The sequence below is a fragment of the Pedobacter sp. genome (assembly GCF_037719805.1).
Lineage (GTDB): Bacteria > Bacteroidota > Bacteroidia > Sphingobacteriales > Sphingobacteriaceae > Pedobacter.
The window spans coordinates 671,027-692,869 of the sequence record NZ_JBBJLZ010000002.1; the positions used below are offsets into that span (position 1 = coordinate 671,027).

The window sequence follows — 21,843 nt, forward strand, 5'->3', positions numbered from 1 at the left end:
AGTGAATTTTATATTTTAGTAACCTCCAGTTGGTCATCGAGCTCTTTTAAGAGGGCTGAAACTGACTTTTTTAACACTGGATGCTCAAGATCTGGAGCGATCTCCGCCAATGGTTCAAGTACAAATCTCCGATTGTGCATTTCGGGATGTGGAATACAAAGAGAACCCTGGACGTTAACAATTTCGTTTCCGTAAAAAATGATGTCGATGTCAATAAGTCGGGCACCCCATTTTTCTTCCCGAATGCGGCCAAGCCCCGCTTCTATTTCCAACGCCTTACCTAAGACTTCAAGCGGTGTAAGCACCGTATTTACAGCTAAAGCAACGTTTAAAAAGCCTGCCTGATTGGTATTGCCCCATGCTGCCGTTTCATAAACTGAAGATTTGTCCAGGATTTCTCCGATTTGATTATTGATATTTTTAACGGCGCTATCGAGTAGCTGAAGTCTGGCCCCCATATTGCTGCCCAGTAACAAATAAATCTTATTGTGATCCAATACCATAAAAGCCAGAGGCTATTTTATTTTATATTTACAAATTAAAACTTTAACCTTCAAATGAGAGAATTTTTTAAATACGTTTTTGCGACTGTCCTTGGTGTTGTCATTTCTTTTTTCCTTATCATCCTTGTTTCCATTCTTCTCATTGTAGGTTTAGTTTCTTCTATGGAGACAGATAAATCTGTTCCGGTAAGCAAGAATTCAGTGCTGTTTATGAACCTGGATCAAGCTATAGTAGAACGTAGTCCGGATGACACCTTTGCTAATCTTCCTCTACTTGGAAGCAACGGTGAAAAAAGCATTGGATTTAACGATCTGATCAAGGCATTGGAAAGCGCAAAGACAGATGATGACATCAAATGTATCTATATAAATGTAAGCTCACCGAATGCAGGCTATGCAACAATGACGGAGGTACGTAATGCCCTGCTTAATTTTAGAAAGAGTGGTAAAAAAATAGTTGCTTATAGCGAGGTGTACACCCAAGGTGCCTATTACCTTGCTTCTGCAGCGGATAAAGTTTATCTGAACCCTGAGGGTGCTTTAGAATTTAAAGGATTGAGCTCTCAAGTGATGTTCTTTAAAGGTGCCCTGGATAAATTAGGGATAGAGGCTCAGATCATTCGTGTAGGAAATTACAAAAGTGCTGTCGAGCCCTTCTTTACAACTAAAATGAGTGATAAAAATCGCGAGCAGGTTACTGCCTATATGGGAGGTTTGTATCAAACATTTTTACAAGGTATTTCAGGATCCAGAAAAATTAGCGTAGCAGAACTTCATAGTATAGCTGACAATTACCAAATTCAGAAGCCTCAGGATGCAGTGGACAAGAAGCTCGTAGACGGACTAAGATATGAAGATCAAATTCTTGAAGAGCTAAAAGCATTGAGTGGTAAAAAATCCAAGAGCAATCTGTCTTCCATATCGATCAACGATTATGCGAAAAACGTTGCGAATGAGAAAAGTGAAAGTGGAAAAAATAAGATTGCCATTATCTATGCAAATGGCGACATCATTGGTGGCGAGGGTTCTGATATGCAGATTGGTTCTGAGCGGATTTCAAGAACCATTAGAAAAGCAAGAATGGATTCTACAATTAAAGGCATTGTATTGCGGGTAAATTCTCCTGGTGGTAGTGCGCTAGCATCCGATGTAATCTGGAGAGAGATTGTTTTGGCAAAGAAAGTTAAACCGGTGATTGCTTCCTTTGGTGATGTGGCCGCCTCTGGAGGTTACTACATTGGCTGCGCAGCGGATTCTATATTTGTACAGCCAAATACCATTACGGGCTCTATTGGTGTTTTTGGGGTCATTCCAAACTTTCAAAAATTATATAACGAAAAGCTAGGGATTACTTTTGATGGCGTTAAGACTGGCAAGTATGCCGACATTATGAGTACAGATCGCCCACTTACCCCGGGGGAGCGATTGATTATCCAGACGGATGTAAACAGAGTTTATGATGGATTTATAACAAGAGTGGCCGACGGCAGAAAGAGGTCAAAAGCCTATATCGATAGCATTGCAGGTGGCAGGGTTTGGGTAGGGACTGACGCAGTGAGAATCGGCCTCGCTGATAGAACAGGTAGTTTTTATGATGCGATTGTTGCTGCTGCGAAAAAAGGAAAAGTAAAAGAATATAAAGTGGTTGAATATCCGGAAATTCTCGACCCACTTCAGTCCTTCATTGACAGCAGTTCTGATAAGATCAGAATGTATTATGCGAAGCAGGAGTTAGGCGCTCATTTCTATTTATATGAACAAATTAAATCGACGATTATGAAGTCGGGCGTACAAATGAGGATGCCTTTTGAGATAAAAGTACAATAAGTCTTCAAATCGATTTCATTGTTAGATAAAATGTTTAGCTGAGATCCAGCGCTTTAAGCCTGGAGGTCGAAAATAATTTGCAAAGCGTTTTGACAATTAAAAACTATCTCTATCTTTGCAATCCTAATTCAATCCTAACTGCGGATGTGGCGTAATTGGTAGCCGCACCAGACTTAGGATCTGGCGCTTCACGGCGTGGGGGTTCGAGTCCCTTCATCCGCACAAAAATTCCCCCGCTAAACGGGGGAATTTTTATATAAAGACGATTATAAAACATTGATTCAGAAAGATGAACATTACACAGGAAAATATTAACGACTTAAGTGCAGTTGTAAAAATTAAAATAGCGCCTGAAGATTATACTGAAAAGGTTGATAGATCTCTAAAAGAGCAAGCAAAAAAAGCTAACCTTCCTGGTTTTCGTAAGGGAATGGTTCCTGTAGCACACATCAAAAAGATGTACGGCAGAAGTATACTTGTTGAAGAAGTGAATAACTTACTAAGCGAGACCCTAAACAAACATTTAACAGATAATAAAGTAGAAATTCTTGGTCAGCCGCTACCAGTAATGGACGACTCCATAGAATTTAGATGGGACAACACTGATGAGTTCGAATTTGATTACGAACTAGGCCTTGCTCCTACCATTGATATTGACATTACATCGAAAGATACATTTATTGAATATAAAGTTAAAGCTGACGAAGAGACCCTTGCATCACGTATCAAGAACATCCGCAAGAGCTATGGCAAGATGACAAACCCTGAAGTTTCGGCAGAGGATGATGTTCTTTATGCCGAATTAACACAACTTTCTGCTGATGGTTCAGTTTTTGAAGGTGGCATCACGAGTACCGGTTCTATTCGCTTAGACTTGGTTACTAACAAAGAGATTGCAGAATCTCTGATTGGTTTAAAGAAGGATGACGTAATTGAGCTGGATGTTCCGAAAGCTTTTGATAAAAACGAGGTGGTTATCGCCAAATTGTTAAACATTAGTGAGGAAGACGCCAAAGAGCTTGATTCAAAATTCAAAGTGACGATCAAAAACGTAAATCGTTTAGAAGAGTCGGATTTAAACCAAGAGTTCTTTGATAAAATATTTGGTGAAGGTACAGTGACGGACGAAGCCGGTTTCACCACTAGGATTACGGAAGAAGTAGAAGGAATGTTTCAGCAGGATGCAGATCGTAAACTGCAGAACGACATCTACAATCAGTTACTTGAAAGTGTGAATATCGAACTTCCAGATGAATTTTTACGCAGGTGGTTGAAAGCAACGAATGAGAAATTGACTGATGAAGAACTTGCTGAAGGATATAACGACTTCGCTAAGAACCTGAAGTGGACCTTGATCGAGAACAAGCTGATTAAGGACAATAACATCGAGATTAAATATGAAGATGTGTTTGCAACAGCCAAACAGCGTTTGGATGCTCAATTTAGAATGTACAGCCCTGCTCCTATGCCTGAAGCTGAACTGGCACAGTATACCGCGACCTTCTTGAAAGAGAAAGATAACGCAAATCGCATCTTTGATGAAGTGAAAGCATTAAAAGTTTTCGAATACATCAAGTCGGTTGCAACCCTGGATCAAAAGGATATACCTTATAATGAATTTATAGCGTTGAAATAGGCTGATAACAGCACAACTTTATGGATTTTTAACACAAGGCGGCTTTCTTAAGGCCGCCTTGTTTATACACAATAGTTAAATTTTACAATACCACAATAAATAACCACATTAGATTAACTAATTTGGTGAACAAAGTTTGATAAAAGACAGGAAAATATTATGAACATAGATAAAGACGAATTCAGAAAATATGCAGTTAAGCATCACCGCATTAATGGTTTGAATGTTGACCGTTATATTGGTGCTACCAATAACTCCCCAAAAAGCATGACTCCTTACATCATTGAGGAACGTCAATTGAATGTTGCGCAGATGGATGTGTTTTCTCGTTTGATGATGGATCGAATCATATTTTTAGGTGACGCGATCTATGAAGGTAACGCAAACATCATCCAGGCACAGTTGTTATTCTTACAATCTACAGATAACAACAGAGATATTCAGATTTACATTAACTCACCGGGTGGGTCTGTTTATGCAGGCTTAGGGATTTATGACACCATGCAATACATTGCTCCAGACGTAGCTACAATATGTACCGGTATGGCTGCTTCAATGGGCGCTGTACTTTTGGTAGCCGGAGCGAAAGGCAAGCGCGCAGCGTTACCTCACTCCCGCGTTATGATTCACCAGCCATCGGGTGGTGCACAGGGTGTGGCTTCAGATATGGAGATCAACTTAAGAGAGATGCTTAAATTGAAGAAAGAATTATACGATATCATCTCGAATCACTCTGGACAAACTTATGACTGGGTAGAAAAGGCTTCGGACAGGGATTACTGGATGAAAGCTGACCAGGCGAAAGAGTTTGGAATGATCGATGAGGTATTGACTGCGAATAAGAAAGACTAATAATGGCTAAACAAACTAAAGAATCCCGTTGCTCATTTTGCGGATCTGGTAAGCAGGATACTTTGATGTTAATCGAAGGTCTTGATGCTTTTATCTGTGACAAATGTGTTACCCAGGCCAATCAGCTGCTTGTTCAAGAGTTAGGAAGCAAAAAATCAAAAGGTCTTGACACCTCGGTTACGCTTTTAAAACCCCATGAAATCAAGGCACATATTGACCAATATGTTATTGGTCAGGATGACGCAAAAAAGGTTCTTTCGGTAGCGGTTTACAATCATTATAAAAGATTGAGCCAGAAGGTTGATAAAGGCGATGAAGTTGAGATTGAAAAGTCTAACATCATGCTTGTAGGCGAAACTGGCACCGGAAAGACGCTTTTGGCGAAAACTATTGCAAAAATCCTGCATGTTCCATTTTGTATATGCGATGCGACAGTATTAACTGAAGCCGGTTATGTAGGTGAGGATGTGGAAAGCATTTTAACCCGTCTGTTACAAGCTGCAGATTATGATGTTGCTTCTGCAGAACGAGGTATCGTTTACATTGACGAAGTGGATAAAGTAGCAAGGAAAAGCGATAATCCTTCTATTACCAGAGATGTTTCAGGTGAAGGTGTTCAACAGGCGTTACTTAAGATCTTAGAAGGAACAGTAGTTAATGTACCCCCTCAAGGTGGTCGTAAACATCCGGATCAGAAGATGATCCCGGTCAATACTAACAATATTCTATTTATTTGTGGTGGTGCTTTTGATGGCATTGAGCGTAAGATTGCGAACCGATTGCGCACTCAGGCTGTTGGTTATAAGGTAAAGAAAGATGATGTCGATCTTGACTTAAAAAATCTCTACAAATACATTACTCCACAAGATTTAAAATCTTTCGGTTTAATACCTGAATTGATTGGTAGGGTACCTGTATTAACACATTTAAATCCATTGGATAAAGATGCATTAAGAAACATCTTGACAGAGCCAAAAAATTCACTCTTCCGCCAGTATGTGAAGTTGTTTGAATATGAAAACGTGGAGCTAGTTTTTGAGGACGATGTTCTTGACTTCATTGTTGATAAGGCAATGGAATATAAGCTAGGTGCGAGGGGCTTGAGATCCATATGCGAGGCAATTATGCTGGATGCCATGTTCGATATCCCATCCGATCCTAACATTAAGGACCTTCACATCTCATTAGATTATGCGGTGGAGAAATTTGAAAAGGCCGACTTTAAAAAACTAAAGGCTGCTTAAAATATCTAATCCCCGGTTTGTCCGGGGATTTTTTTTATCAGGTATTTTTTAGCGATGTATAAGAAGTTGTGATAACAGTAACATCACCGTCATCTGCGGTTTTAGTGCTTTGGCAAATACAAAGAAGTGACAATGACAGGTTTAGTACCCCGTCATCCTGAATTCATTTCAGGACCTCGGCATGGCGATACCACCCAGTCCGAGGTCCTTGTCTTCGCCGTAAAGACGTGGCTATAACTATAAACTGCAGGCTACCATTAAGCGCAAACGAACAACCTCTCACTGATAACCTACAAGAGATCAGTTAACAACATCATTAACTAAAATCAATTATATATGAACGAAGAGAAAGACGTAAAGAAAGATGAAACGGTAGTAGCAAAATCTAAAAAGGTTAAGGAAGTTAATTCCGCGGTCAAGTCTGGCTTGAAAACAAAAGCGGATATCGTTAGAAATTGGCTGCCGCGTTATACTGGACGACCTCTTGATCAGTTCAGTGATTATATCTTGCTAACTAATTTTAGCAAATATGTACAAATGTTTTCTGAGTGGAACGATAACGCTCCAATCATGGGTCTGGACAAACCAATGCAAAGCGTAACTGCGAACGGGATCACGATTATCAACTTTGGAATGGGAAGCCCTCTTGCTGCAACCATGATGGATTTGCTTACAGCCATCAGCCCAAAGGCCGTCTTATTTCTTGGCAAATGCGGCGGTTTGAAAAAGAAGAATCAGCTCGGAGATCTCATTCTACCAATAGCGGCAATAAGAGGTGAAGGAACTTCCAACGATTACCTTCCTCCAGAAGTACCAGCCCTACCATCCTTCGCATTGCAGAAAGCTATCTCCACAACGATCAGAGACCACTCCAGGGATTATTGGACCGGAACTTGTTTTACTACCAACCGAAGAGTTTGGGAGCACGACAAACACTTTAAAAAGTATCTGAAAACGTTGAGAGCAATGGCTGTAGACATGGAAACCGCTACGATATTTACGGCAGGTTTCGCAAACAAGATTCCGACTGGTGCTTTACTGCTGGTTTCAGATCAGCCTATGATCCCAGAGGGTGTTAAAACTGCCGAAAGCGATAGCGCGGTAACAAGTACCTACGTAGAAACACATCTTAAAATAGGAATTGATTCCTTAAAACAATTGAAAAATAACGGGCTGACGGTTAAGCACTTGAAGTTCTAGTTATTGTACTTTCTTAGGATAATCAAAGTCCAGCAATCTTCCGGTGCCGACGGCGATTTCGCTCCAGTGATCCGTCGTAAATTCTAAGATTACAATCCCACAAGTAGGTAAATTGTCGATATTCGCATCTGTTAGGTAATTTGCTAAATCGGTAAAACCTGGATTGTGTCCAAACAATGCTGCGCGATTGTATTTGTTTTCGATGTTATTTACAAGATGTAACAAAGCAGGAACCGCAGCCTCATAAATTGAACTATCTTGTTTAATTTGCGCTATTGACCTATGCCATGCATGTTCGAAATGGCTGGCCGTAGTAAGAGCCCGCAACGCTGGGCTGCTTATAGTAATCTCTGGTACTAAATTTTTACGGACTAACCGAAGCGCCATTTCCGGTGCATTCCGGTGCCCCCTTGGGTTTAAAGGCCTGTCAAAATCACTTAGATGGGCATTTCCCCATTCAGACTTCCCGTGTCTAATTAACAATAGCTGTTTCATAGTTATAAAGTTTATCAAGTACTTTATCAACAATATTCTGCTCTGGTAAATTGTTCATGCAAGCGAAATCACCTCGATAGCAGGGAACATTTCCATAGACAGAGCAAGGTCGACAATATAAATCTATTTGAACAGCATCATTTATTGATTGGCCATATCCCAGAAAACCGACATAGGGATGGGTAGCGCCCCAAACGGATACCACTGGTACCTGACTTAATGATGCTAAATGCATTCCCGAAGAGTCCATGCTAAGCATTAGGTCAAGCCTAGCTATAAATTCCAATTCTTCAGCCAATGTGATCTTGTTAACCATTGAAGTGATATTTTGATGCTTGGATGCCCAGTCATTCGCAATTACAGCTTCGTCAGACGAACCTCCAAAAATAAATAGCTTAATTCCTTTTCCTGCAAGTTCAAGCACTACCCGTTCCATTTTATGCAAAGGATATACTTTTTGTAAGTGCTGAGCAAAAGGACTGACTCCAACCCAATGTTCATTGTCAGGCTTATCATACGCATGGGACGTTAAATGATTACGTAAGTTGAAAGGGAATCCTAGCTTCGCAAATACTTCCGCATATCGTGATACGGTAGATTTTAAAGGTATGAGCTGTTTCTCGCGCTTCCTGGTAAGCCGCTTCTTTTCTGGACGCCCTTTATCTACAGAAGCCGTTTTGATCCCGCTGAAAAAGAACAAAATGCACAATATTCTACTTCTTAAATTATTGTGAAGGTCAGCAACGCACTTGATTTTGTATCTTCTTAATTGCAAAAAGAACTTTAAGAGCCCAAAGAACGTCTTATGTTTTCCTTTTGAGTCAAAGGCGATAAACTCCACATTGGGAATATCACTGAAAAATGGCTGATACGAGCCTCGACTTACCACTATAAGTTCTTCTAAAGGATATGCTTTAGAAAACTCCTTTAACACTGGAGATGTCATTGCTACATCGCCCATGGCAGAAAACCGGATAATTAATATTTTGCCCTTGGCGCTCATTTACCTTTCTTACTAGTAAAATGCTGAGTAATCTCCTGCAAACCTAAGGCGTTTAGGCACTGACTTGCTTCTAACCCACCTTTCCTACCAATCAACACGCCGTACCGCATATCATGCAAGCCCTCTGCCCTATGTGCGTCTGGATTGATAGAAAGCAAAACACCTTTTTCTAAAGCATAGCGATGCCACCGCCAATCCAGGTCGAGCCGTAGTGGATTGGAATTTATCTCAATCACTACATTGTTCGCCGCACAAGCGTCAACAACTTTTTTATAATTGATTGGATACCCTTTTCGGCTCAATAGTAGCCTGCCGGTAGGGTGACCTAATATCGTAGTATAAGGGTTTTCGATTGCAGTCACTAATCGTGTTGTTGCCTTCTCCTCATCCATACGAAGAATGCTATGCACTGACGCAACTACGAAATCAAAAGTATTCAGAATTTCCTGTGGATAATCCAACGAGCCATCATAAAGGATATCACTTTCGATTCCCTTAAAGATCTTGAATGGCGCTAGCCCTGCGTTAAGTTCATCGATTTCTTTGTGTTGAGCAAATATTCTTTGCTCACTTAAACCACTCGCATAAAATGCAGATTTAGAGTGATCGCAAATACCGAGATACTCCAACTGCAAGTGGTCTTTACAATAAAGTGCCATCTCTTCCAACGTATTTACGCCATCACTCCAGGTCGAGTGGTTATGCAAACTTCCCTTCAGATCTTCATATTTTATCAGTGTTGGTAAACGATTTAATTTAGCCAGCTCAATCTCATCAAGTCCTTCTCTCAACTCAGGCTCTACATAAGCTAGGCCTGCTTTTTCATAGATAGCGTGCTCGTTGACATAATTACCAACACCGGCTAATGACAGCACTTGCTCGACATGACTTAAATTACCGGTCAGTTCAAAATACTTGAGATAAAATGCCTCCTTTGGTACCAAATGAAGATATACCTGTAGTCCAAATGGTGTTTTTGCTTCATATGTACCAGATGTTTGTAATTCAAATTGTAAAGGCTCAAAGTCTGCCAGGCAATCTGCCACCTCTTCAATATCCTGTGCACCTAATACCAATTCTATTTCCTTAATAACCTCAAGGCACCGTCTGTATTCTCCAGCAACGCCCAACAAGGACTCGCCTTCAAAACCATTCAGCCATACAGACAGATCTTCGAAGAGCTTATTAACAAGCGGTTCTGCAAGCGAGTAAAGAAATTTACCCTCACCAGCCATTCTAAACTCGATGATTTTGCGAATTTCTTCCTGAGTTTTCAAACCAAACCCTTTCGCCTCGATGAGCCTGTTTTCATTGCAGGCATAATAAAGTTCACCTATGTTTTCGATGGCAAGATCTTTCCAGATTACCGCAATCTTTTTCGGCCCTATCCCCTTAATTCCAAGCATTTCTACAATGCCTTCCGGAGTGTCTGTCAGGATAGCCTGTAAGTCACCCATTGTTCCTGTTTGTAGCAATTCCCAAACTTTCCCTGAGATGCTTTTACCGAGGCCGTCAATTTGTCCGATCTCTTCAAGAGACCTATCCTTAATTGCAAATGGCAGCTTGTCGACCTTCAAAGCAGCATTCGCTACTGACTTAATCTTAAATGGATTTACATTATGAAGCTCCATTAATTGGGACAACAAACGAAGCTTACGTGCAATGGCCTTATTTTCCATAAGCCATAAAAATAAGAATTATTTTCCCTCTGACGTAGGCTGATCAAAGTTCAACTTGTCTTTTCTAAAGTGACCTCCGCCAAAATTACCGTTAGGCTTAAATATCACGTATATGCCTAATCCAATTAATATTAATGGTAATGCAAATTGACCCAACGAGAATGGCACAATAGTCTTTAACGTTAGCAAGAACCCCATAAAGACCATAACAATCCATCCACCGGGTTTGAAGTTCTTATTATATCCGATCAAGAGACCCATAATCAGTAGAAAAGATTTCCAGCTTAAGATCCAGAAGGGAATGAGTAGTCCCAGATTTTTAGCGATGAATATCGCCCCTATGATGATAAAGAGGACACCAATATTGAAATTGCGGTTGTTTTTTCTGTTTAGAGTTTCCATGACTTTTTTTCTTCAAAACTATCATGAAAACACTTGCACATCAATGTTTAGCAGGTATTAGCCAGTCATACCCCGGTAAATGCACAAAAAATATCGGTGAATACTAAAAATATTATTTCGCCGATATTTCTTTTTGAAACTCAAAGAAGTATTGTACAGCTTTTACGAGCCTGCTGCCATACCAGGAAAACATTTCTCCATCAACCAGCATCACCTTGGCATCAGGCAGTAGTAATTGAATTTCTTGAACATGCTTATCAGTGAAAGGATAAGGTTCAGAGGATAAAAAGACCAAATCGGGTTTCAAAAGGGCAAGTTCTGACAAGTCCACTTCCGGGTAACGCGGTACCTTAATCACGTTGTTCATTCCATTCCCGACGAGAATATCACTTATGAACGTATTTCGGCCAGCAGCCATAAAAGGATTTTTCCAAATTAAGTACGCTACTCTCTTATTAATCCCACGCTCTATTGCAAGCGTTTGAAGATCTGAGAAACCTGCACTTATAAGGTGTATTAAGTATGACGCCTCAGGTTGTCGGTCTACCAGCTCGCCAATCTGCACAATAGTCCGCTTGGCATCATCTATTGTGTAAATCTCACTCATCCAGACAGGGAAAAGGGAGGACAATTCTTCAATGTCTGCTACTGAGTTCTCCTCTTTATTTCCGATGATTAAATCAGGTTGAAGGTTCTTGATCAGCTCAATATTGACCTTCTTGGTTCCTCCTATTTTTACACAGCGCGCAAACTTGTCAATCGGATGAATACAAAACTTAGTCAGACCAACTACCTCTGCGTCCAATCCCAAGTCAAACAAAAGCTCAGTCTGCGATGGAACCAAGGAAACAATCCTTTTAGGGGGATAATCAAAAGTAACCTGGCGACCAATCTGATCAGTAAAACCTCGCTGCATGCCACAAAGATAGATAGCCTTATTCATACTTCAATGCCTCAACCGGATTAGAAGCGGCTGCCTTGTAAGTTTGACATTCAGTCTAAACTTCTGTTATCCAGCAGTCAGAATATCCTCTTTAATAACACCATCCAACAAATTAAGAATGCGGGTTCCATATTGTGCATTAACCTCAGAGTGAGTCACTTGGATTATTGTGATTCCTTCTTCCTGATTCAACTTTCTAAACAATTCCATAATCTGCAGCGCCTGTGCGGATTGGAGGTTACCGGTTGGTTCATCAGCCAATATGATGGTTGGTTGAGCAGCCAGAGCCCTTGCTACTCCTACCAACTGTTGTTGACCGCCTGACAACTGATTGGGAAACAAATCTTTCTTACCAACCATATTAAATCGGTCAAGCATGTCTGCAACCCTGCTTTTACGCTCAGAGCTTCCAATCTTTTTATATAATAAAGGTGCCTCAATATTCTCTGCAACGGTCATTTCGTCAATCAAATGATAGGCTTGAAAGACAAAGCCTATATGGTTGCGGTAAAGCTCAATTCTTTTACGTTCGTTTAAAGATGTCACATCTTCACCCATGAAGTTATATACCCCGTACGTCGGCTCTTCCAGCATCCCGAGAATATTCAGTAAGGTCGACTTACCAGCACCCGAAGGGCCCATGATGGAAACAAATTCACCTTCTTGAATACTGGTCGAAACATGACGTAAAATGTAACTTTTAACGCCTTTACTGGAGTAATACTTTTCTATGTTTTGTAAATCTATCATGGTTTTATTCGTATTTTAAGGAATCAATGGTATTACCGGTTGCCGCGCCGTATGATCTCAAACTCACTGTAATCAGCGTAATGACCACCGATAATACTGCAGCGAGCACAAATGGCCAGATATTCAAAGGCGCCCTGTAAGCAAACCCCGCAAGCCACTTTGATACAAAAATGTAGGTTATTGGCCATGCAATTAAATTAGCAATAAAAACCATCCACAGAAACGAACTATTAAGCATTCTAACCAGTTCAACCGTGCTTGCACCCAACACCTTCCTTATGGCAATCTCTTTTGTTCGCTGAGTAGCTACAAAAGAAATTAAGCCGAACAGCCCTATGAATGAGATAAAGATCACCACGCCCGCAAAGACCTTAAACAAGGTGCCCATCACCCGTTCTGATTGATAGTAATTATTGATTTGTTCATCCATAAAAATGGAAGAATATACATAGTCAGGGAACATTTTGTTCCATTCGCGTTCCACCATCTTCATTGTGGGCATCATCTGGCTTGATTCTATCTTGATTGCAAGTTGGCTCAGCCGATTTTTATTGGAGAACATAATAATAGGAGAGATCCGTTCGTGTAAGGATACGTTATTGAAATCTTTCACCACCCCTACTATGGGCGCCGAAAGGCCATTTAAGAGAATAAGCTTACCTAAAGCGTCTTCTGGCTTCAATACATTCAGCTTTTTAAGCAGTGTCTCATTAACTACGTACTCCTTAGTGGTATCGCTTTTAGACAACGAACGCCCAGCCACTATCGGCAGAGAGAATGTACGAAAATAGTCTTCATCTACCACTTTGATATTGGCTTGAAAATCAAGATCCTTGCTGCCGTTGAACGAGAAACTAGTTTCACTATTGTTATAAGAAGAAGGCGGCGTTTGGCAAAAACTAGCGCTTTTAATACTACTGTTTTTTAGCAATAGGTCTTTAAGCGTATTAAATTTTACCATGCTGAGGCTATCGGCAGGCATCTGCACAACCGCAATACTGGTACTATCGAATCCAAGAGATTTACTTCTCATGAAGCTCATCTGGTTCATTACTACCAATGTTCCAATGATCAGGATTGCGGTAATGGCAAACTGTACCACAACAAGCGTCTTTCTCAATCCTATACCTCCCGCATTCGTCGAGCTGATCTTATTTTTAATTGCCAGCGCCGGACTAAAACCCGACATTACCAACGCGGGATACAAGCCAGCAAGAAAACTAACAATGACAATTAACAAAACCATGAATACGTAAACTTCTTTATGCCCAAAAAGGCTAAACGTGATGCCTTCGCCGAATAAAGACTCCATTCCTGGCAAACTAAGTTCGGTAATTACACAGGCAAACATCAGCGCTACCATCGTTATTAACGTGGTCTCACTCAAAAATTGCCAGATGAGTTGCTTACGCATACTGCCCATTACCTTGCGAATACCAACCTCTTTAGACCTGCTCACCGCCTGGGCAGTAGCAATATTGATAAAGTTTATACAGGCAGTTAATAACAGAAATAAGCCAATAACAGTGAGTCCGATTAGCTGCGACCGTGGCGTAACGTTGCCTCCGAAATTATTAAAGCGTTCATCGTAATGAATATCTTTCAACGCCTGAAATATGTGGTTTTCCTTACTTGGGGCATTGCTTGTGTAATATTTTTTAATAAAAGCAGCTAACGGACCGTCAAGACTCTTGATGTCAATTCCTTTTCTAAGCAGCATATAACATTCTTGACTGGAAGAAACTGAGCCCCAACCATCATTGGGCCTGTTTTTATCGCTTTCGTAAGACATCACCAGCTTGAAAGGGAAACTCGTGTTTTGCGGGAAGTCAGCAAATACTCCAGTCACCCTATACGTTTCTCTATTATTGAAAATCAATCGCTTGCCAACTGCATTCTCCCATCTGCCGAAATAAGTTTCTGCTGTATGTTTAGATAGCGTGATCGTAAAAGGCTCTTTCAAGGAAACCGGACTGCCAGCAAGCCATTTAATTTTCAAAATATCAAAAAGTTCAGGCTCCGCATAGATAATCCGTTCACTTTTTTTAACCTCTGCCCTGGTACCATCACCAATATACCTTACTATGCCGCCACTAGCCCTTACACCAGCCACTTTCTCGAACTGCTGACTCAAATCTTGCCTTAAAGCAGGCACAAAGGGTCTTGGTACTCCGTTGGTGTAGAATTTGTCATCCGGATATTGGAAAGAAGAAACCGCCCTGTATATCCGGTCGCTATTTTCGTAGCCTTTGTCAAATCCCAATTGATAGTTCAAGAAAATAAATATCATCAGGCATCCTGCTAAACCCACCGAGAGCCCCATGACGTTGATCGCAGTGTACCCTTTGTATTTCCAAAGGTTCCGTAACGCAATTTTTAAGTTCAGTCGAAACATATTTTGATTAGTTAGTTATTCATATTTCAAAGCATCTACCGGATTTGCTTTCACTGCTGCTGCTGCTTGTGCACTAACAGTTATTACTGTCAACACAATGGTTAGCAATGCACTTAATACAAAAGGAAGTATTGGCATTTCCACCCGGTAAGCAAATGTTTCTAACCATTTCTGAGTAAGTACATAGGCTATTGGCCATGACACCAGGTTAGCAAGCAATACTATTTTGAAAAAAGACGTGTTCAATAACCGCAATACCTGCAGATCACTTGCGCCAAGTATCTTACGCAAAGCGATTTCTTTGATTCTATTGTTCGTCATGTACTTCGCAAAGGCAAACAATCCCAGTAGGGCAATGAGGATTGTTAATAAAGCAGCCGCAAAAAATACAGATTGGAGTTGCTCCTGTTTATGAAACAATTTACCGTATAAGTCATTTAAAAAATGATACCTGAAGTTCTCGCCATCTTTTACGTTGATCTCCGACCAACGTAACTGCAAGATTTTTAGCGCTTCCGCCATATGTGCCTGATCAATCTTAACCATCACCTGCAGCTTCATATTGCCACAGGGATTTTTAATGGCATATAAAGTAGGCTGAACGGGGATCTCAAAACCTTGAGATTTAAAATCCTTGACAACTCCAACAATCTTGTAATCCATGTTGCAGCCTCTTATATTCTTTCCAATTGGATCAGTCAAGCCATATTTAGCGACTGCAGATTCGTTTAAAACCACTGAATTGGCTGTATCTGTCTTATAATCGTTGGAAAAAAACCGACCCTTTGCCAGTTTGATATCTAGGGTTTCAAAATAATCAAAGTCTACATCCAGGAAATCAATCATAGCCTCTTTACCGTTAGCAGTATAAGTATTTGAGCCATTTTCAGATCCGTCAGGAATATCACTCGCAACCGTAACAGACTGCACGCCGGGGATGTCCATTACCTTCTCTCTAAAAGGCTGGAAGATCTTAGGATTAGAAAAAATAGTCATATTTTTTAGGTAAACCACTTGCTTCGGATTAAACCCAGTGTCTTGGGTGCGCATGTACTTCAGTTGACTGCTGATGATCAGCAATCCAATAATAAATATAACGGCAACGCTAAACTGAATCACAAGGAGCGCATTCCTCAACCAAGAGGTACTGGGAGCAGTATTGAAATTACCCTTAAGTACCAGTGCCGGTTTAAAACCTGAAAGTACAACTGCTGGGTAAGCACCGGCAATGAGCGTTATAGCCAGTAAAATAAGCGGAAGCTGATAGACTAACATACTTTGACCCTTCCAAATACTTAATGAAACGTCAAATAGGGCATTAAATTTCGGAAGTAAAAGCTCAGCGATTGCAAGCGCTAGTATCGTGGCAACGAAACATTGTAGCAAAATTTCCATTATAAACTGAAAGGTAAGTTGGTAACGGTACACGCCCAGCACTTTCTTAATTCCAACTTCCTTAGCTCTTTTGGTGGCCTGAGCTATGCTTAAATTCGTGAAGTTAATACAGGCAATGACCAATATTAAAACCGCCAATACAGACAAGGCAACAATGACCTTATAACTAGCGTCGTTTGCTGCTTTAGGCCGTAAATGCAGGTTTTTAAGTGGGTCTAAAAAGATACTTGTTCTCTTAGAGTGATCTGAAGCTAACTCTATACCGTCCTTAACCTGCTCTCTCTGATAGAGCGCATCAATCTTACGTTCTAGATTTGAAATATCTGTTCCAGGTCTGACCAATATGTAGGTATTGTAGTTGTTGTAACCGTAACTCTCTCCTATACCAAGTTCTCTTCGTAATGACAGTGCGTTGAAAGCTATATTAGAATGCGGATTACTGGCTATAGAACCCCTTAACTCTCCCGACTGACCAGCAATTCGCCCCCCTATCTTTACCATTTCAGGCTTGGTGTCTTTCTTATTAGGAAATAAGGTTTTCATCGTCTCCTTATTTAAATAAAAGAAGTGGCGGTCACTACTCTCTGGCTTTTCCAAGCCCCCATCAGGTTTCAGGTGAAACAATTTTGCTGCCTCATAATCCATAATCAGATAATTGGTGGCGAAAACTGTATGCTGTTCAGTGCTTATCGCAAACTCAAAGCCCCCTTTTTTGGTCGTCCCAACTGCTTCAACTTCTGGAAAATTCGCTTTAATGGCCCTGCCTAAAGGCGGAGGGGTAAAATTAGTGTTGAATTCAGGTAGCGTTCTACCCACAATGTAGATGTTGTCGTAATTCGGATTTTCCTTATCATATGTGGTTTCATAGGTAGCGTAAATCATTACCAAAATGAACGCCGCCAAAGCAACAGCCAATCCGCCAATATTAATGGTCGTGATTCCCCTGTTTTTCCAAAGGTTCCTTAAGGCGATTTTTAAATTAAGTTTAAACATAGCTTCGTTATTCGTATTTTAAGGCATCAATAGGGTTTGCTTTGGCTACCTTGACGGATTGTATGCTGACAGTCAATACAGCGATAATCACCGACACTCCAACTGCAACAAGGAAAGGTATAGCTGAAATAGAAACCCGGTACTCGTAGGCAGAAAGCCATCTGCTGCTAGCGATATAGGCTAAAGGAAATGCAATTACATTTGCAATAGCAACCAGTTTAATAAAGTCCTTATTTAATAGCGTAAGTATATTGGCGGTGCTCGCTCCCAAAACCTTACGTATACTGATTTCCTTTTTGCGCTGCTCTGCCATGAATAGTGCTAATCCTAACAATCCCAGACAGGAAATGGATATTGCAAAACCTCCAAACCAGTTGGACAAAATCCCAAGCAGCTTTTCGTTTTGGAACTTTAATGCAAAGCTTTCGTCCACAAACTTCCTGTTCACCGGGTATTCTGGTTCAACTTGTTTAACCAACTGGTCTATTTTTTCCAGGGAAGAACTGATGTTCTGCTTCGAATTCAAACGCACGATAATTACGGATGCCCCATCTATATAACTTGGATAAAATATCATTGGTGCTACCTTTTGAAAGGCGCTTTCCACTACAAAATCCTTAATTACCCCAATATTAGTAAGCTTGGTATCACCCCAATAAATGGTTGCGCCCACCGGGTTCTTTAGACCCATCATTTTTACTGCCGCTTCATTCAACATTACTCGGGCACTATCGTTCCTAAACTTTGTCGAAAGCTCCCTACCACTTACAAGCGATGTGCCTATAGTTTTAATAAAATCTGAACCTATGCCTCTGGTATTAAACAAGATGGATTCACCTTTTATCCTACCTTCCCAGGAAATATTCGTTGTATTGTTCCCATCTTCCGTGATATCCTTGCTAAAAAAGGTTACATGAGTTGCTGCTCCAGATTTCATAATTAGCGTTTTAAGTAGTTCAAGCTTATGCTCGTCCCCCATTTTGCCCTGAATATTGATCTGAACCAGATTAGCCTTATCATATCCAATCGGTTTGTTTTGCACGAATCTGAGTTGCTGATAAATAACAAGCGTCACGACAATCAAACACACCGCAAAAACAAACTGTACCACAACTAAAACCTTCCTGATAGAGACAGAGGAATCCGATTTAATTTTCAAACCCTTTAATACAGCAATAGGCTCAAAAGAGGATAAATATAGTGCAGGATAACTTCCTGCAACCAATCCTGTAAACGCCATTAAACCCACAAGCGTAGTCCAAAAAGTCAAACTACTATAGTCAATCGTCAATTTAATATTCAATAAATTATTGAAGTAAGGCAGACTAATTTCCACAAGTACGAACGCTAGTACTGCCGACGCAAACGTGATGACTATTGATTCGATCAGAAATTGGCCTATGAGTGATTTACGGGTAGAACCAATTGCCTTTCTGATACCCACTTCTTTTGCCCTCCGCTCAGAGCGTGCGGTAGATAAATTCATAAAGTTGACACATGCAATAAGTAGTATACAAAAGGCTAAAAGCAAAAATATCTTAAGCTGCGAGATCTTTCCACCAACGGACTTCCCATTGTCAAAGTCGCTATACAGGTGCCACTTCGTTAAGGGATGCAAAAGAGCTTCAGCCTTATTTTCTTCCTGGTTGCGCTTATAAATTCCACTTATCGAGGCATTTGCACCCATAAAAAAATCATTGCTTTTTAACTGAACCAGAGTAAGGCACATGTTATTTCCCCAGTTTATTCCACGAGCCCATTCCTCCCTTTTCTCAAATAACGCCCATGGCATTAAACTCTCAAATTGTATACTGCTGTTCTCTGGAATATCTTCAATCACAGCCTCTACCTTCAATACATCCTGGTTCTCAAGCACCACCGTTTTATTAATCGGATCTTCATTTCCAAAAAGTTTATGCGCAAAAGACTCGGTAAGTATTATACTATTCACGTTCCTCAGTACGTTTCCAGGATTGCCCTTAATAAACTTAAAATCTAGAATCTTTGTAAAAAACTGATCCGCAAAAACCGTTCTGCTGGTTATTTTCTTATCTCCGTAACTAATCAGGTTAGAGTTTGGGTAGGTTGAGTGTGAAGCATATTTAACTCCCGGCACATTTGCCGCAACTTCATTCGCCATCACACCCGGGGTCCAGGCCCAACTAAAGGTTTTACCATTAGCTACCGAGCTTTGGTAGACTACATAAGTCTTGTCACTGTTTGAAAATTGCTTATCATAACTCCACTCATACGCTACATAAAGCAGCAGTATCATACAACTGGCTAAGCCGATTGCCAATCCGCCAAGGTTAATTAACGTGAACCCCTTATTTTTCCAAAGGTTGCGCAGTGCGATTTTTAAGTTGAGTCTAAACATCAGGCTTGAAAGGTTAAATCAGTTCTTCATTACGGCTCTTGTTAATCTTCTCCGAGATCACATGGCCATCCTTTAGGTTAATAATCCGGTTAGAAAAACTTGCATCATGCGAAGAGTGAGTAACCATCACGATCGTTGTGCCAGTCTCATTTAATTCACAAAGCAACTCCATTACTTCATTCCCATGTGAACTGTCCAAATTACCCGTCGGCTCATCCGCCAAAACCAACTTCGGCTTGGTAACCAGCGCACGTGCTACGGCTACACGTTGCTGCTGACCACCTGACAATTGCTGAGGGAAATGGCCGCTCCGGTTCACAATGTTCATCCTTTCAATAATTTCATTAACTAACCTCTTTCTTTCCGCAGAAGGAATTTTATTATAGATCAATGGCAATTCAATGTTCTCAAATACAGTAAGCTCATCTATAAGATTGAAGTTCTGAAAGACAAAGCCCATGTTTTGCTTTCTAAAATTAGCCCGTGCTCTATCATTAAGCTTTAACAGCTCGGTTTCCAGAAACTTATAACTTCCGCTTTCCGGCTTATCCAGAAGTCCCATAACGTTTAATAAGGTGGATTTACCGCAGCCCGATGGACCCATTATCGAAACAAATTCTCCTGCTACAACATGCATGTTTATGCCGTTCAATGCAGTAGTTTCTATCTCTTCTGTTTTGTAAACTTTTTCCAGATTTTCGATTCTTATCATGGTTATATCTTTAATTCTTTATTTCAATGATGTCATACTGGGTGAATTGATCGTAAGACGAAGTGATTACCTGTTCTCCATTCTGTAACCCATCCAGTATTTCGTAATACAAATAATTCTTACGCCCAATCTTCACGTTTCTGCGGGTGGCTTTACCATTCTTCAACACAAAGACCCAGGATCCTCCTGTGCTTTGAAAGAATTGGCCCTGACTAACCAGTAACGATTTACTATTGTCTGACAAGGTTAATTTCACCTGCATCGATAAGCCTCTTCGCAACTCTAAAGGCGACCGACCTTCAAAAATGAGTTCTATCTGAAATTGTCCGGACGTAACCTCAGGGATTACCTTTTTCACACTAAGCTTATATGTTTTCCCATTAAAGTCGCAATTCGCAGTCTGCCCTTCCTTCACCCTGTTAATGTAGTATTCATCAACTCCTGCCTGAAGTTTATACCCCTGCATCACATCAATTTTCCCAAGCATCTCATTGACATTATAAGATTTACCAATAATGGGATCGTAGGATGATAAGCTACCGGCCACAGGCGCTTTGATAGTCATGTTTTCAATATTCTGCCTAATGGTCTCCAGGCTCTCATTCATTCTGCCAATTGAAAAATCTATCTGCTGCAATTGCATAATCCTGCTTTGATTCTCCTGTTTAACCGCCTCCTTAAGAATTTTTTTACGTCCCTGGTAATACTCATAATCCTGACTCGAAGCAGCAAATTCTTGTGTAGTGATTACCTTTTTTGAGAACAAAGTGCTATCGACTTTAAACTTCCTGCTCGCCGTTCTCAGACTGTTTTCAATCTCCATCATGTCTTGACTCATAACGCGTTGATTCTGTTCCAGATCCAACCTCAACTTCCGAAGCTGGTTGATTTGTTCGGTAATCCCCGTTTCACTAGAGGTGTAGCTGGATAGCGCATTTGGATTAGTAATTCTAAGCAAGGGCGTTCCTTTAACTACGTTCGCCCCATTTTCCGTGAATATCTCTGCAACCGTTCCTCCCTCCGGTGAACTAATAATGACCGACGTCAACGGCACTACACTCGCATTTAGCAACACTACATCCTCGAAATCACCATAAATCACAGGACTAATAGTCACCTTATCAGCATCAGCCTTATAAACCTTATTTAAAGACAAGCTATATCCATATCCCACAAGGCCCACAAAAAGGAGAGCGCCCACAATCATTAGTATCGTTTTCTTATTAAATCTCTTACGTTCTATTATCTTATCCATTATATGCTAAAACTCAATTCGTTCTATACCAACGATATGCCACAGTGAAATATCTGTACATATTACTGTAAATCAAATAATTAACAAATTTCAATAACATTTCATGTTCATTACCGGACAGTTGATGTGCATCAATGAACAGTTTTATTAATTTTGAAATGTTAACCAGACCACCACATTTT

General features: G+C 40.5%; 17 protein-coding genes and 1 tRNA gene. 6 read left to right on the plus strand and 12 right to left on the minus strand.

What is annotated here, in order from left to right; all coding sequences use genetic code 11:
- Positions 1-8: 8 nt before the first annotated feature.
- Positions 9-503, minus strand: a complete 495-nt coding sequence (folK, locus tag WKF66_RS07970) for a 2-amino-4-hydroxy-6-hydroxymethyldihydropteridine diphosphokinase (RefSeq protein ID WP_489673898.1) — start codon at positions 501-503, stop codon at positions 9-11.
- Positions 504-557: 54 nt separating this feature from the next.
- On the opposite strand from folK, the gene sppA reads away from it, so the two are divergent.
- The 6 genes from sppA to WKF66_RS08000 all read left to right on the plus strand — a co-directional run bounded on the left by sppA (position 558) and on the right by WKF66_RS08000 (position 7,262).
- Positions 558-2,330, plus strand: coding sequence for a signal peptide peptidase SppA (gene sppA, locus WKF66_RS07975; protein ID WP_489673899.1), 1,773 nt, complete (start codon positions 558-560; stop codon positions 2,328-2,330).
- Positions 2,331-2,470: 140 nt separating this feature from the next.
- Positions 2,471-2,552: transfer RNA gene (locus WKF66_RS07980), tRNA-Leu, on the plus strand.
- A gap of 67 nt (positions 2,553-2,619) precedes the next feature.
- A complete protein-coding gene (gene tig / locus WKF66_RS07985; RefSeq protein WP_489673900.1) occupies positions 2,620-3,966 on the plus strand; it encodes a trigger factor in 1,347 nt (448 codons plus the stop codon).
- Positions 3,967-4,125: 159 nt separating this feature from the next.
- Positions 4,126-4,818, plus strand: coding sequence for an ATP-dependent Clp endopeptidase proteolytic subunit ClpP (clpP, locus tag WKF66_RS07990; protein ID WP_489673901.1), 693 nt, complete (start codon positions 4,126-4,128; stop codon positions 4,816-4,818).
- 2 nt (positions 4,819-4,820) lie between these two features.
- Positions 4,821-6,062, plus strand: a complete 1,242-nt coding sequence (gene clpX, locus WKF66_RS07995) for an ATP-dependent Clp protease ATP-binding subunit ClpX (protein WP_489673902.1) — start codon at positions 4,821-4,823, stop codon at positions 6,060-6,062.
- A 336-nt stretch (positions 6,063-6,398) separates the two neighbouring features.
- Positions 6,399-7,262 carry an AMP nucleosidase gene (locus WKF66_RS08000; protein WP_489673903.1) on the plus strand — a complete coding sequence of 288 codons (864 nt, stop codon included), beginning with the start codon at positions 6,399-6,401 and terminating at the stop codon, positions 7,260-7,262.
- Here the strand turns inward: WKF66_RS08000 and WKF66_RS08005 are convergent, their stop codons facing one another.
- The 11 genes from WKF66_RS08005 to WKF66_RS08055 form a co-directional block, all read right to left on the minus strand.
- Entirely contained in the window at positions 7,263-7,757 is a 495-nt protein-coding gene (locus WKF66_RS08005; protein ID WP_489673904.1) for a SixA phosphatase family protein, read from the minus strand.
- Entirely contained in the window at positions 7,735-8,760 is a 1,026-nt protein-coding gene (locus tag WKF66_RS08010) for a glycosyltransferase family 9 protein (RefSeq protein WP_489673905.1), read from the minus strand. Before WKF66_RS08010 ends, WKF66_RS08005 begins: the two co-directional genes overlap by 23 nt.
- Positions 8,757-10,439, minus strand: coding sequence for a DNA polymerase/3'-5' exonuclease PolX (locus WKF66_RS08015; RefSeq protein WP_489673906.1), 1,683 nt, complete (start codon positions 10,437-10,439; stop codon positions 8,757-8,759). The genes WKF66_RS08010 and WKF66_RS08015 overlap by 4 nt, the downstream gene beginning before the upstream one ends.
- 18 nt (positions 10,440-10,457) lie before the next feature.
- Complete coding sequence (locus tag WKF66_RS08020; RefSeq protein WP_489673907.1) at positions 10,458-10,841, minus strand: LiaF transmembrane domain-containing protein; 384 nt, start codon at positions 10,839-10,841, stop codon at positions 10,458-10,460.
- A 112-nt stretch (positions 10,842-10,953) separates the two neighbouring features.
- On the minus strand, positions 10,954-11,784 hold the full coding sequence (locus tag WKF66_RS08025) for a helical backbone metal receptor (protein ID WP_489673908.1): 831 nt from the start codon (positions 11,782-11,784) through the stop codon (positions 10,954-10,956).
- A gap of 66 nt (positions 11,785-11,850) precedes the next feature.
- Positions 11,851-12,534 carry an ABC transporter ATP-binding protein gene (locus WKF66_RS08030; protein ID WP_489673909.1) on the minus strand — a complete coding sequence of 228 codons (684 nt, stop codon included), beginning with the start codon at positions 12,532-12,534 and terminating at the stop codon, positions 11,851-11,853.
- Positions 12,535-12,538: 4 nt separating this feature from the next.
- A complete protein-coding gene (locus WKF66_RS08035; protein WP_489673910.1) occupies positions 12,539-14,929 on the minus strand; it encodes an ABC transporter permease in 2,391 nt (796 codons plus the stop codon).
- A 15-nt stretch (positions 14,930-14,944) separates the two neighbouring features.
- Positions 14,945-17,317 (minus strand): ABC transporter permease, encoded by a 2,373-nt coding sequence (locus WKF66_RS08040; protein WP_489673911.1) that lies wholly within the window; start codon positions 17,315-17,317, stop codon positions 14,945-14,947.
- A gap of 7 nt (positions 17,318-17,324) precedes the next feature.
- Positions 17,325-19,694, minus strand: a complete 2,370-nt coding sequence (locus WKF66_RS08045) for an ABC transporter permease (protein WP_489673912.1) — start codon at positions 19,692-19,694, stop codon at positions 17,325-17,327.
- Positions 19,695-19,707: 13 nt separating this feature from the next.
- Complete coding sequence (locus WKF66_RS08050) at positions 19,708-20,406, minus strand: ABC transporter ATP-binding protein (RefSeq protein WP_489673913.1); 699 nt, start codon at positions 20,404-20,406, stop codon at positions 19,708-19,710.
- Between the two features lie 10 nt (positions 20,407-20,416).
- A complete protein-coding gene (locus tag WKF66_RS08055) occupies positions 20,417-21,661 on the minus strand; it encodes an efflux RND transporter periplasmic adaptor subunit (RefSeq protein ID WP_489673914.1) in 1,245 nt (414 codons plus the stop codon).
- Positions 21,662-21,843: the final 182 nt, after the last annotated feature.

Bases quoted from the DNA above. Each gene is read 5' to 3' on its own strand.
- folK (WP_489673898.1), bottom strand. From the start codon at position 503: ATGGTATTGGATCACAATAAGATTTATTTGTTACTGGGCAGCAATATG.
- sppA (WP_489673899.1), top strand. From the start codon at position 558: ATGAGAGAATTTTTTAAATACGTTTTTGCGACTGTCCTTGGTGTTGTC.
- tig (WP_489673900.1), top strand. From the start codon at position 2,620: ATGAACATTACACAGGAAAATATTAACGACTTAAGTGCAGTTGTAAAA.
- clpP (WP_489673901.1), top strand. From the start codon at position 4,126: ATGAACATAGATAAAGACGAATTCAGAAAATATGCAGTTAAGCATCAC.
- clpX (WP_489673902.1), top strand. From the start codon at position 4,821: ATGGCTAAACAAACTAAAGAATCCCGTTGCTCATTTTGCGGATCTGGT.
- WKF66_RS08000 (WP_489673903.1), top strand. From the start codon at position 6,399: ATGAACGAAGAGAAAGACGTAAAGAAAGATGAAACGGTAGTAGCAAAA.
- WKF66_RS08005 (WP_489673904.1), bottom strand. From the start codon at position 7,757: ATGAAACAGCTATTGTTAATTAGACACGGGAAGTCTGAATGGGGAAAT.
- WKF66_RS08010 (WP_489673905.1), bottom strand. From the start codon at position 8,760: ATGAGCGCCAAGGGCAAAATATTAATTATCCGGTTTTCTGCCATGGGC.
- WKF66_RS08015 (WP_489673906.1), bottom strand. From the start codon at position 10,439: ATGGAAAATAAGGCCATTGCACGTAAGCTTCGTTTGTTGTCCCAATTA.
- WKF66_RS08020 (WP_489673907.1), bottom strand. From the start codon at position 10,841: ATGGAAACTCTAAACAGAAAAAACAACCGCAATTTCAATATTGGTGTC.
- WKF66_RS08025 (WP_489673908.1), bottom strand. From the start codon at position 11,784: ATGAATAAGGCTATCTATCTTTGTGGCATGCAGCGAGGTTTTACTGAT.
- WKF66_RS08030 (WP_489673909.1), bottom strand. From the start codon at position 12,534: ATGATAGATTTACAAAACATAGAAAAGTATTACTCCAGTAAAGGCGTT.
- WKF66_RS08035 (WP_489673910.1), bottom strand. From the start codon at position 14,929: ATGTTTCGACTGAACTTAAAAATTGCGTTACGGAACCTTTGGAAATAC.
- WKF66_RS08040 (WP_489673911.1), bottom strand. From the start codon at position 17,317: ATGTTTAAACTTAATTTAAAAATCGCCTTAAGGAACCTTTGGAAAAAC.
- WKF66_RS08045 (WP_489673912.1), bottom strand. From the start codon at position 19,694: ATGTTTAGACTCAACTTAAAAATCGCACTGCGCAACCTTTGGAAAAAT.
- WKF66_RS08050 (WP_489673913.1), bottom strand. From the start codon at position 20,406: ATGATAAGAATCGAAAATCTGGAAAAAGTTTACAAAACAGAAGAGATA.
- WKF66_RS08055 (WP_489673914.1), bottom strand. From the start codon at position 21,661: ATGGATAAGATAATAGAACGTAAGAGATTTAATAAGAAAACGATACTA.